Origin of the sequence: Allobaculum stercoricanis DSM 13633, from assembly GCF_000384195.1 — a bacterium.
Classification (GTDB): Bacteria; Bacillota_I; Bacilli_A; order Erysipelotrichales; family Erysipelotrichaceae; genus Allobaculum; species Allobaculum stercoricanis.
Genome location: NZ_KB913034.1, coordinates 1986250 through 1999095, shown reverse-complemented (window position 1 = coordinate 1999095; position 12846 = coordinate 1986250). Strand labels below are relative to the sequence as shown.

Annotated in this window: 9 protein-coding genes and 1 other RNA gene; 3 read left to right on the top strand and 7 right to left on the bottom strand. The window is 35.5% G+C overall.

From position 1 onward, the window contains the following. Positions 1 to 23 precede the first annotated feature (23 nt). Positions 24 to 2555 carry a DNA mismatch repair protein MutS gene (gene mutS, locus ALLST_RS0109295; protein ID WP_019893924.1) on the bottom strand — a complete coding sequence of 844 codons (2532 nt, stop codon included), beginning with the start codon at positions 2553 to 2555 and terminating at the stop codon, positions 24 to 26. A 253-nt stretch (positions 2556 to 2808) separates the two neighbouring features. Here mutS and ALLST_RS0109290 point away from each other — a divergent pair, with 253 nt between their 5' ends. Then, positions 2809 to 4062: an FtsW/RodA/SpoVE family cell cycle protein gene (locus tag ALLST_RS0109290; RefSeq protein ID WP_019893923.1), complete on the top strand. Its 1254-nt coding sequence runs from the start codon at positions 2809 to 2811 to the stop codon at positions 4060 to 4062. 196 nt (positions 4063 to 4258) lie between these two features. Here the strand turns inward: ALLST_RS0109290 and ALLST_RS0109285 are convergent, their stop codons facing one another. Continuing rightward, positions 4259 to 5050, bottom strand: a complete 792-nt coding sequence (locus ALLST_RS0109285) for an NAD(+)/NADH kinase (protein ID WP_019893922.1) — start codon at positions 5048 to 5050, stop codon at positions 4259 to 4261. A 219-nt stretch (positions 5051 to 5269) separates the two neighbouring features. Between ALLST_RS0109285 and ALLST_RS0109280 the strand changes: the two genes are divergently transcribed. After that, positions 5270 to 5845, top strand: a complete 576-nt coding sequence (locus ALLST_RS0109280; RefSeq protein ID WP_019893921.1) for a CYTH domain-containing protein — start codon at positions 5270 to 5272, stop codon at positions 5843 to 5845. A 75-nt stretch (positions 5846 to 5920) separates the two neighbouring features. Here the strand turns inward: ALLST_RS0109280 and ALLST_RS0109275 are convergent, their stop codons facing one another. The 5 genes from ALLST_RS0109275 to ffs form a co-directional block, all read right to left on the bottom strand. Then, on the bottom strand, positions 5921 to 6535 hold the full coding sequence (locus tag ALLST_RS0109275) for a hypothetical protein (RefSeq protein ID WP_245553772.1): 615 nt from the start codon (positions 6533 to 6535) through the stop codon (positions 5921 to 5923). Between the two features lie 1003 nt (positions 6536 to 7538). Next, complete coding sequence (recR, locus tag ALLST_RS0109270) at positions 7539 to 8126, bottom strand: recombination mediator RecR (protein WP_019893919.1); 588 nt, start codon at positions 8124 to 8126, stop codon at positions 7539 to 7541. Between the two features lie 254 nt (positions 8127 to 8380). Next, complete coding sequence (dnaX, locus tag ALLST_RS0109265; RefSeq protein WP_019893918.1) at positions 8381 to 10120, bottom strand: DNA polymerase III subunit gamma/tau; 1740 nt, start codon at positions 10118 to 10120, stop codon at positions 8381 to 8383. Between the two features lie 100 nt (positions 10121 to 10220). Further along, on the bottom strand, positions 10221 to 10724 hold the full coding sequence (gene tadA, locus ALLST_RS0109260; protein WP_019893916.1) for a tRNA adenosine(34) deaminase TadA: 504 nt from the start codon (positions 10722 to 10724) through the stop codon (positions 10221 to 10223). 321 nt (positions 10725 to 11045) lie between these two features. Further along, positions 11046 to 11143, bottom strand: an RNA gene (ffs, locus tag ALLST_RS11370) — signal recognition particle sRNA small type. Positions 11144 to 11944: 801 nt separating this feature from the next. On the opposite strand from ffs, the gene ALLST_RS0109250 reads away from it, so the two are divergent. Next, positions 11945 to 12775 carry a hypothetical protein gene (locus ALLST_RS0109250; protein ID WP_019893913.1) on the top strand — a complete coding sequence of 277 codons (831 nt, stop codon included), beginning with the start codon at positions 11945 to 11947 and terminating at the stop codon, positions 12773 to 12775. Positions 12776 to 12846: the final 71 nt, after the last annotated feature.

Sequence of the window (12846 nt, the reverse complement as noted above, 5' to 3'; positions counted from 1 at the left end):
GGATTTTCTTAGATTGTATTGTTTTAATCACTGACTTTTTCAGCTTTTGTTTTCAATGAATAAATCAAATCCAACGCTTCTTTGGCACTTAATTCATCTGGATCAATGTTTTTGACTTCTTCAATAAAATTCAGTCGTTCTACTTCTTTTGGATCCATCACAAATAAGCTTGGTTGGAAGTTTTGATTTGGATTATTTTGTTCAAATTGTTCTAGTAACGCACTTGCCCGACTAATCACTAGTGGCGGTAGTCCGGCAAGTTTTGCGACATGAATACCATAGGATTTATCCGCTTTGCCATCGACGATGCGATATAAAAAGCGAATATCTCCTCTTTTTTCTTGCACATCCACATGGACGTTTTGGATCGATTGGAAATCTTGATCGAGTGTCGTCAATTCATGATAGTGCGTGGAAAATAGCGTCTTCGATTTCAAAACTTGGACAATATATTCCATCATCGATTGGGCAAGAGCCATTCCATCAAATGTAGCCGTTCCGCGACCGATTTCATCAAATAAAATCAACGAGTTTTCAGTGGCATGACGTAAAGCATTATTGGCTTCCATCATTTCCATCATAAATGTCGACTTTCCTTGAAGTAAGTCATCACTTGCTCCAATGCGAGTAAAAATTCGATCAAAAATTGGCAGCGTTGCTTGTCGAGCAGGAATAAAGCTTCCCATTTGAGCCATGACAACGAGTAAAGCGTTTTGACGAAGCCATGTCGATTTACCGCCCATATTGGGACCAGTCACCAAACATACGTCTGTTTTTGTAGGCATTAGCCAGTTATTGGATACAAATCCCGACATTCTCGCCTCTAAAATGGGATGACGTCCTTCAATGACTTCTACGTTGCGATCGCTAGAAAAAACCGGTCGAATATATCCTCTTTCACTAGCGAGGTTGGCAAGTGAACAAAGTACATCGATTAAAGCGAGTGCTTTAGAGAGTTCATGAAGGGTTGCTAGATTTTCTTTAATCGTATCGAGCAATTGATCAAAGATTTCTTGTTCTAATAAAATCTTTTGATCTTGGGCACTCAAGATTTTTTCTTCTAGTTGCTTGAGTTCATCAAATGTAAAACGACTTGCGTTTGCTAGCGTTTGTTTTTGAACATAGCCATATTCAGGAAGAATTTGATCTAAAGATGTTTTACGCACTTCAATGTAATAACCAAATACACGGTTATATCCAATCTTTAATGCTTTAATTCCGGTCCGTTCCCTTTCTCTTTCTTCCAATTCCCGTAAAGCTTGGTCACTTTCATTGGCGTAACGACGGATTTCGTCGAGTTTTTCGTTATATCCTGGAGCAATGAACTCTCCATCTTTTGTCGTTAAAGGTGGTTCCGGAACAATCGCACTTTTGATTTGTTCATAAAGTTCATGACAATCCGGTACGTCTTTCAGTCCTGGATAACTCGTCAAACATTGCGCCATTTCTAAAATAGGTGCAGCGTGTTCTAGCGATGTCGATAGCTGCAATACATCACGTGGAGAAGCTGAACGATAGCTAATCCTTGCTGCTAAACGTTCTAGATCATAAATGTAAGCTAAGTGATCCCTAAGATCGGTCCGCACTAAAAATTGATCCAATAACGTTTGTACCGCATCTTGGCGTTGCATAATTTGCGTTGGATCTAGTAAAGGTGCTTCAATCCATTCGCGAAGCAAACGACTCCCTAGTGCGGATTGCGTTTGATCCATAAATGCCCATAACGATTGAGCATGAGCATTACTCGAAAGCGAGCGGGTCAATTCAAGATGAAGTCTTGTTTCCGGATCTAAAACCATAGCGGTTGAAGGAAACATCGGTGTCATGGGACTTAAATGATCGGCATGCTGCATTTGGGTAGATTGGAGATAACCCATTAATACTTCTAATGTCGATTTCATCAAAGGATCTTGAACCGGTAATAGCGATTCATCTTCTGGCGCTAATGGCTTAGCTTGTTGTAAGGAGAAAACAAGGGGACTTTGTTCTAATGCTTTCTGCCAAGTTTTATTCAAATTTCGTGGCGCAATTAACTCTTTGACTTCAAATTCATTCAATAAGTTTTGAAGTTGACTCAAAGATTTTTCTAGCTCAATATAGCGCAGTTCCCCTGTGGATAATTCACAAAGCAACAACAACGCTTTCCAGCTATCCGTTGCCACAACACCTAAGTAGTTCACATACTGACGGTTATTTTCATCTTCGAGTAACGTCCCTGGTGTGATGATTTTCACGATTCCGCGTTTTACTAACCCTTTGGATGCTTTGGGATCCTCAAGCTGTTCGCAAATCGCAACTTTATATCCTTTCTTCACTAATCGAGAAACGTAACTCTTGTATGCCCGATGGGGAATACCACACATCGGTGCTTTTTCAGCGCCTGCGTTTTTTCCAGTTAAAACGAGGTCAAGTTCGCGAGATACAGTTACTGCATCTTCAAAAAACATTTCGTAAAAATCTCCGAGACGGTAAAACAAGATTTCATCTGGATGCTCTTCTTTTAGTTCAAGATAGTGCTGCATCATCGGAGAATATTGAGATTTATCGATAGACATTGATTTTATTATATCAAAACGTTTCGATTCACTTTGAATCACAATTCGTTTGTGTCCTGGAATTCCTTTCAAAACAAAACATATTTGGTGAAATCAAACAGATCTAGCTTGTGGGTCGAATCTGTTTTTAATAATTTGCCTAAGCTTGCCGTTTTTCAGATTCGATTCCTTTCATTTTTGGCATGCCAATCCGCTCATGAAATGAGTATGATATACTGAACTGTACGAATCAATGAACGAAAGGGGGACTTATATGAAGCAAACGATTCAAATTGGACGAAGAACGATCCGTTGTGATTTTGGATTTATCTTCATTTTACTCGTCTTATTCGCCACGAGTTGTTTTGCGATTTATAACGCATTTAACTTAATCCGCTACAATGCCGGTCCTTTTTATCTAAAACGACAAATCATGTGGTATATCATCGGTTTTGCGATGTTAATGCTCATTAGCCGTTTTCAAAATAAGGCACTCTTTGCATATATTCCCATCGTTTATAAAGCTTTGATTTATGTTTTAATTTACTTGTTGTTATCAAAACTTCTTCACCGCTTTACAGGATTTTCCTTACCTTTTGCCGGACCTGTCAACGGTGCCTTTTCTTGGATTCAGTTACCTGGACTCGGATCATTCCAAGCCTCGGAATTTATGAAAGTTGTTTTGATTTTGCAAACGAGTAATATCATTGCTGATTTCCAAAAAAAACATCCAAACCCTTCTGTACAAGATGACTTGCGTATGTTTTTACAAATCGCAAAATGGGCTGTTTTGCCGATGGTTCTCATTTTGTTAGAACCAGATACTGGTTTGTTTATCATTATTGGCTTTACGATTTTAGTTTTATTGTTGTGCAGTGGAATTCGAAAAATTTATATTTGGATCGCATTAGCCCTCGTCGCTGTATTGTTTGGAGGATTCTTCTTCCTCTACTTCTATCAAAACGATTTACTTGCTTCTTTAGTATCTAGTTATCAGTTACGAAGAATCGATGCTTGGCTATATCCAGAACACAACTACTTAGGTTCTTCTAACCAGCTTTATACCGCTTTACTTTCACTCGGTTCTGCTGGTCTGACTGGTCATGGTTTACAAGCGAATATTGTAGCGATCCCAGAAGCCCATACTGACTTTATCTTTGCTGCTTTTGGTCAATGTTTCGGTTTAATTGGAACTTTATTTATCATCGTCATTTGTTTAGGACTTGATTTATATTTATGCAAAATGGCATACAATGTAAAAGTCCCAGCTAACCGCTTAATTATCATCGGTACAATTGCCATGTTGTTCTATCAACAATTTCAAAACTTAGGCATGATTATTGGACTTGTTCCAATTACTGGAATCACCTTACCTTTAATCTCCTATGGTGGATCTTCTACTCTTTCCTACTTCATTTTGTTTGGATTGATTATGAATATGTCCCCAACAAGTTCAAGAATAATCAAAATTAGCTTCGACATTCTGCCGCATTGGATCGCATTTAAAGAACGATTCAATCTTCACTAAAAATCTGATTTTCATATATTAAAAAGCTGTCACCGTTTTTGCGATGATTTGAGTTCTAGCTCACTCATCCAAATCATGGCAGCTTTTTTGTCCCATTCACTTCAATCTTGAATCAAAAAAGCATTCTTCTTTCCATCCTTGTTTACCAGATGAAAAGAAAAATGCTCTATTGTTGATTACCACTTTGAACAGTTTTTTAAAATAAATTTTTCAGTCGTGTCAGATAGCTGTATGGTCGAAAACGGGCAAAATTGACTTTACGATTTGATAAACGCACTGTTACTTTTTTGACGCCTGTTAGTTTTCCCGTTTCCAAATGATCATAACAAAGGTTGGAATGTTCTAGTGATTTTCCATAAAAATCAACGATTCGATCCCGTTTAAGAATGTAAGGTGAAGTCATTGAATGTTGGTTCACGTGGGAAACAGGCATAATTTGTGTAAGTTCCATCACTTCTAAACCATTATCCACAATTGCCCCCTGCAGTGCCCGGTTAGCACCTGTCGATCCCGCTTGTGTCGATACACTTACCCCTGAGCTACATACAGATTCAAAATATTCATTATCAATGTAGACATCATAAACAACCGTTGTTGTAAAAGAACCGAGTCGAATTTCATTTAATGCAGAATATACTTTCGATTCATCATCATCAAGAACTGCTTCGATTAGAGGATATGATTCAGTTTTTATTTCGTTGTGATGTAAATCATATACAAAGTCTTCTAAATCATGTTTTGTATAGTCGGTAAAAAAACCGAGTGTTCCTGTATGAATACCAACAAAAGAAATAGTATCTAATTGATCTTCATAGGCATGAATCGCACGAAGTAGCGTTCCATCCCCACCAATACAAATGACAATATTGGGAGATTCTTCACAATAAACATCTTGAAATTGTTGAGTTAACACGTCTTTTAACTCATTTCCTATTTGTTTTGAGAAAGAATCATCACGTGTATAAATTGAAAAACAGATTGGATTCATACATGCTTTTTCCTTTACTTACTTAATCCGATAATTGGGATTTCTTTTATGCATTCTAATACGAATCTAGCGTTTTTCAAAATTTGAACAGTTGTCGAGACAAATCCTATGCAATAAGTCAGTCAACTCATTTTTTATACACAATAGACCCCCTGCATTTTTCATCATTGCTTTTGATAGAGTAAAATGACAAACAGTAATACAACTTTGGAGGTAACCATGAACGATCAAGAACGTGAATTAAAAATCCTTCTCAATGAACAACAAGCAAAGCAACTTTTGAATCAGATTGATTTTCAAAAACCTCGTATTCAGATCAATACCTATTACGACAATCCTAGTCATTTTTATAAAACGAAAGGTATCGCTTTAAGAATTAGACAAATCGTTGGCGATCAAGGGAATGATCAATGGATTTTGACGATTAAAAAGCCACTAGATGCGATCACGAAATATGAATATGAAAAATCTATTTCTGCCCACACGCTAGAAGAATTCTCAAAGGAAGATATCGAGTGGATTGAATCACATATTCCATTTCCAAATGATCTACAAGTTTTAGCTTCTTTCAAAACAGAACGGTGGATTTGTGATTTAGAGGAAGCAGAACTGTCTTTAGATCATACATATTTCAAAAATTCAGATGACTTTGAAATCGAATATGAATACAAATCATCTTCTGCATCCATTCAATCCTTTAATTCGTTAATGCATTCCGTTAACCTCGAATTCGAAAAAAATTGCCCAAGCAAACTAGCAAGGGCTATTCAAGATCAAAATCATATCGATAAATAAGAAAAAAGACGTTATAGCCCATTGGTTTGGGATATAGCGTCTTTTTTATTGAACAAAAATATATGATTTTCAGGTTTAGGATAAAGTAAATTTATGAGTTAAACGATAGAAGAATCCTTTTTTGTTATATTCCTCTTCTTGTTTACGATAATCCGCAAGTTTTGCTTCTAACTCATTTTTCATCTGATCGGTCAGATCCTGTTGTTCTTTGAGTTTCTGATTTTCAGATTCTAAAGTAGAGATTTGCTCAGATTGTTCGGAAATTTGATCAGACTGCTCTGAAATTTTCTCTGATTGTTCCGATATTTGACTATCCTTTTGAGCAATTTCTTCTTCTTTGCTTTTTTGTTCTAAAAGGAAAGTTTGGGTGTTTTTTTCTAATTCTAATTTCAGTTTCTCAGCATATAGTACTTCTAGATTGGCGATCTGCGTATTTCTCTCTTCTAAAAGAGCATTTAACTTTTCGATTTCCATTCTAAGTTCAGTTTCAACTGCAGATATTTCATGTTTTTCTTTTCTGAAATAGGTAGATAGCTTTTCTACACCTTCTGCTTTAATTGTAATCCTTTTTGTTTCTGGATTTTTGTATTTCCAACCTTTGTCAGGGTAATGCCTGACTAACTTAGCTACAGCTTTATCTACAGTATTACGCGATTTATTGAAGTGCTGGCATATCGTCGCAATATCCATATCGTAGTAAACATCGATTGGTGAGTTATTATCAGTCAAAACGATCACCCTTTCTATATATAAAAAGCCCTAAGACTTTACCATAAAATTGTAAACTTTCAAAATGATTTATGATAATCCGGGGAAATTCATATGCGACTCTATTGTATTGATCAGATTGGACAAATGCAAATATGTTAACGATATCATCGCCTAATTCATACAGAAATTTAAAATTTTGCCTAAATATATCGTGTTTTTTAGGTTAAAAAAATATCTGACAATCTTGTGAATGCTCACAAATAAACTTTTTGAGGCAAAAAACAACTTTTAGGTAAAGAAGAAAAAATCTGATTAATCGCATGATCAGGAAATTAGATATGAATATTCATATTTTTGCAGTATGAACATAAATATGAATTCAGAAATTTACGTTTTTATATTTCTGCTTATTCATATTTATTTCAGAATTGATATGAATTACAAATTTCCATTCCTATGATTCGTCATATTTATAGTGAATTAAATATGATTATTCATATATTTTGCAGATAAAATTCGATTTTTTGAATTTTCGGAGATGTGAATTTATTAGGAGTAATCATATGTTTGTTTTTACTAATAACTGAAAATCACAACTTAAATCCTACATAAATTCTGATTTTCAGATGACCATCCCTCCATGCGAATGAATGTATTTTTTTACTCATGTGATCGCTCATATTGTGAGTATTCTTGATAATATAACATTTATAATAAATATATGATTTTCGTATTCGTTCCCATTCTCCCTCTGGTACTATGTGAATTACATAGGAAAATAAAAACGGAAATTCATATCCTTAAGAATATTCATTCTCTAGATTGTCTTTCCGTTTATTTGATTCGTATGAATTGTCCTATTGTATACAATTTAGTCCTATGATCGCTCGGATATTCATATTTTTATTCATATTTCTTCATCTGATCGGTCAGATTTAAACAAATAAGTTGATTTATTTGTTATTTAAGATACTTTTTATACTTAATCTTCTTTTCTTCTGCCTTTAAATGCTTGAGAAAGTGTTCTTGTATCTGCATAGTCTAGTTTTCCGCCAAAAGGAATCCCTGAAGCTAGGCGTGTAATGAGTACTTTTCCCTCTAATAAGCGTGTTAGATACTTCGCAGTCGTTTCGCCTTCCATTGTAGGATCTAATGCAAGAATAATCTCTTCCGTTTCTTCATTTACTCTTTCTTCTAAGGATGGGATATTCAGCTGATCAGGCAAAATTCCTTTATGAATATTAATTGCGCCATGCAGTACATGATATACACCGTTATATTCTTGAAGATTCTCAATCGCATAGATATCTTTTTCATTTTGGACCACACAGATTTGATTGTGATTTCTGCTTTCATCTGAGCAGATTTCACAAATTTCAGATTCTGATAAATTTCCGCATACTTTGCAGCGTCTGATTTTGGTGATGGAATTCAGAGATTCAATAAACTGCTTCTTCTGTTCATCCGACCAATCTAAAATTGCAAATGCCATTCTTTCAGCACTCTTCATGCCTACTCCAGGCAACTTATGCAATTCTAAAACTAAGTTCTCAAAACTTACTGGATACATCTCTATTTCTCCTCTCTTATCATATTTTTTCGGGCAAATATCTGATTATTCAGATTTTGTTTCTCTAAGCTTCTATTTAGTAGCTTTCAAGAATCTGAATCTAATTTTGTTCCGATTTATTTCTCCTTTTATTTTCTGATTATTCAGGTTTTGTTGAGCATTGATCCTTTGCTTAGACAAATCCCGCTTGAAATGCTTGATTAGAGCAGGGAAGGGGACTCATCTTTGCATTGAATCAATTCATATTCTTGATATCAATCATCGACGATTTTCAGGTCTTTAAAGCGTTTTAAGAGCTGTTCTTCAATTGGAAGATCCTCAACGTTTAAAACTTCGTTTAATTCAAGCTTTGCCGGTTCTGGTAACGTTTTTTCTGCGCTACGTTTTTTAAATACTTCGATCAGATTTTTTCCGTCTTCGATTGTGATTGCAAAGATCTTCTTTGGCTTTTTCAGAATTTCATTTGTGAATGTCTCATAGCCAACACTGTTTTGCATATCGTTGATAAAGTCACGATCCAATTTACTTTGGACCCCGATCAACATGAAGTCTTTTCCATCCGCAATGTACGTAAACTTATTGAGTGAAGCAACAAATCGTGAATATTTCAGATCATTCCGATATTTCTCCAGATCTTTCATATTGTACATATCGGCATTTTTTTCTTCTTTATTCCCTGCAACTAACAGACTGAGTAAAAAATCTTCCGAAAATGTGAATTCAGATTTAGGCTTTTCTGACATTTTCGTTGTTTCACGTGAAACATCAGATTTCCAGAATAAATCAGATAAGTTCGATTTTGGTGTTACTTTTGGGCTGTTTGTCACTTGTCTGGCAGATTTATCCGAAGAATCAGATCTCTTTTCATATTGAATCTGATTATTCGGATGAACATCATATGCAATCGGATTTTGTACAGGTGCTTGCCATAATGCAGCTTTTAACAAGATTGTTTCCATATAATCCATGACATTCGAAGAGAATGCCAAACGATTATACAAGTTCATCAAATCGTTCAATATCTGAATACGTTTCTGAACAGGATGATTCATGAAATACTTATTTAGGATTTCTTTGCGATGTTCAGAAATCAATTCTGTTTGTTTGGCCATCCCCAAAAGAAGGGAATCTTTGAACATTGAAATAAGATCCGCACAAAGTCTTTTCAGATCCATTCCGCGACTTTCTATTTTCTTTAATTGTTCAATCGCTTGGTTTGCTTCTTCTGGCACAAGCTTGCTAACGAGTTCTCCGAGTTGTTCAGGTTGAACTACTCCATAGATTTCTCTGACTGCATCAATTGTGATGTGATTTTGTTCATAAGCAATACATTGATCGAGAATCGATAAAGCATCACGCATTCCACCATCAGCTAGAGTTGCAATAAACTCCAAAGCATCTTCATCTGCATTCACATTTTCTTTTTCACAAATTTGAATCAGGCGTTGCTGAATATCATGATTAGAAACTTTTGAGAAATCATATCGTTGGCAACGAGATAAAATCGTTGGCAATACTTTATGAGGCTCAGTTGTCGCAAAGATAAAAATGACATGTTCTGGTGGTTCTTCAATCGTTTTTAGCAGCGCATTGAATGCCCCAGAAGTCATCATATGAACCTCGTCAATAATATAGATTTTGTATTTACCTTCCATTGGCGAGTAGTTTACACGTTCAATCAAAGCACGTACTTCGTCTACTCCATTGTTGGAGGCCGCGTCAATTTCAATAATATCGGGATGGGTTCCATCCAAAGACAACTTACAGTTTTCGCATTCCATGCATGGAGGATTCTCTCCAGTACAGTTCAGCGTCCGTGCAAAGATTTTAGCAATCGATGTTTTCCCAGTACCACGGGGACCGCAAAATAAATACGCATGCGCAATACGCTGATTGGCAATTGCGTTTTTGAGTGTTTGCACAATATGCTTTTGCCCGACTACTTCATCAAATGAAGCTGGCCTGTACTTCCGATAAAGTGCTTGATAAGCCATACTCAAACCTCCTTATTTCATGCTTTTGAATTTCTTCTTTTTCTCTTGAATTGATTGTTCAAATGACACCGAATCAAATTTCAAATCTATTTTTGATTTTCTAGTTGTTGTTTGATCTCAATTTAAGGGCTCTTTTTTCTTGTTTTTTTAACTCTCTTTTTCTTTTAAAGAATTGTTTTAAAATCATAGAACATTCGTCTTCTAGAATGCCACCTTCCCACATAGGGTGATGATTCCATTGCGGAAGATCGAAAAGAGAAACAACAGAAGCAACAGCTCCTCCTTTAGGGTCGAATGCACCAAAGTAAACATGTTCAATTCTACTTTGAATAATAGCACCCGAACACATTGGACAAGGTTCAAGAGTCACATATAAATCGCATCCTTCCAGACGCCAACTTTTTAATTTTCGACAAGCGGATTGGATTGCCATGACCTCGGCATGCTCTAAAGGATTCTGTTTGGTTTGTCTACGATTCCAACCTTTTGCGAGTATTTTTCCGTCTTTGACAATTACAGCCCCTACTGGCACTTCATCTAAGTTTTCTGCTTTTTTAGCAAGCCGTAGTGCGCTTCGCATATATTTTTCTTTTTCGTTTTTCATAATCTGATTTAATTTTATCAAACAAAAGTGAATATTACCGAAAGGAATGTGCTAATCCTATTTTCTTTACTACATTCAATTTCCTTGATTGATTTATTTCTTTTTCGCAAAATTCCAACTTTCTTTAAAGAGTTTGATCAAATGATTTTACGAAAGTTTGTGGATCTCTCTATTCTATTTTCTTTGTTGTCATTGCTTTTGAACAATATGAATGGCTTCCTTTTGCGCAGAACAAACATTCAAAAGAAAAATGAACAAATATAAAGAAATCCATTTTCAGATAAAAAAAATCTGAACGTATTTCTACATTCAGAATGATTGATCAATAAAAAAACTACTACACATAACAGCGCCCACGTAGTGCTGCTTCGTTCCCGACCTGACACGGTTAGTGAGATGTTATTGTAGTAGCTCGTTTAGTTTATCAGATTCTCAAATTGTTGCAAGCTTTTATGCAAGAGAAAAACGGTTGATCTATTATTTTGATCTCTTAATCTTATTTGTTGATTGGATGATTATGTGCTATTTGAGCGTTTTGATGTCCTTGATCTAGACCTGATTTTAAATCAATGATGTCATATTCAAATTCATATAAAATCTTCTGATTCATTTCTTGGGTTTATCCAACGCCATCTAAAATACTCCTGTTTGAATCATGCTTAAAGATCACAAATGGTAGAAATAAAACTCGCTTTATAGGCCTGATTTTGAACAAATCCTGATCTTTCAGTATTTGTTTTAATCAATCTGATTTCATTGTAATTCACGCTCTAAATCGCAATTTCTCTTCTAAAGAATATCTGATTCAGACTCTATCGCAATATTGATTTTCTATTTCAAAATAAATTTCCTAGCTCAAAAGGGTCAAAGCCTCATTCGCCACTAAATTGTGATCAAATACTCGAATCAGATTTTGGAGAATATATCTGATTCTAATTTCTCTATTCAGTACGATTTAAAGATTTGTCTTTTAGAAAACGGGAAATCATTTCAATCATCCAGTTAAAGATATGAAATTCAGATCAAAGATCTGATCGTTTGCATCCTGTTGATTTCCATTTTCGCATGCTTATCATGCAAAGAATCATTCGTTCTTGGATCCAATAGATTATGCTTATTTTTCCTATTGTTTAGAAAACATTAAGAGTTAACGATGGGAAAATAGCTTATGATCAATGTATAAATATTTCAATTAAACATTTTTAAAAAGGATCCCCCATATGAAAAAGACGAAGAAAATAATTGCTACACTCGCGCTTGGCAGTTCACTTTTATTTGCTGGTTGCCAAGGTGAAAAAAACGTTGAGATCTCACTTGTAGATCCAAACTCTCCAGTTCGAATTGGTGACACTGTATCGATCAAAACGAATCTATCTGGCTTCAACAATAATATCGATCCAAACGATTTGAACCCTTCAAGAGGAAGTGAAGCCTGGGTTGAAAATGATCAAATCAAATTCAAATCCAATACCCCAGGAACGTATTCTATTTATGTCATGCACGATGGCGTGCAAAGTAATATTCTCTCCATTGAAGTATTAAATCGAGATGCGATTTCGATGAACCAAGAGGATTCTTCTACAACATCTTCACAAAAACCAGAAGAAGATCTTATGGATCAAATTCAAGATGGCGATCGAGTTACAGTTTCACAAGCGATAGAAAAGAAAGACTTGTTAATCTCTAAAAATGTTTCCGTTGTCATAAGTGGCTATTTACCATTAGAGGGAAAACTAGATGCTTCCGGCGTTGAAACACCTGTCCTCTATGACGAAAGTCGATCGAATTATATTTTGTTAAAAGGATTTGATGCTCCATTTGGCAACTGCAAAGCGGAAGCAACCGGTACGTTGTATCAAGATTCTACGGGCCAACTCGTTATGCAAATGTCATATTTATATTCAACTGAAGAACCGGTCTACAAAGATAAAGACAAAAATGAAGACAAAGAAGATGATGGAAATTCGACAACTCCTCATGAATCTCCTGTAGAACATCCAATGCCTTCCAATCCTGATGATCCAATCATCAATAACCCATCACAAGCTTAATTCATTCATCTCCATAGCACCTACCTTAATCATCTAGGTAAGTGTGACACTCCCCGTCAATTAAACACAGG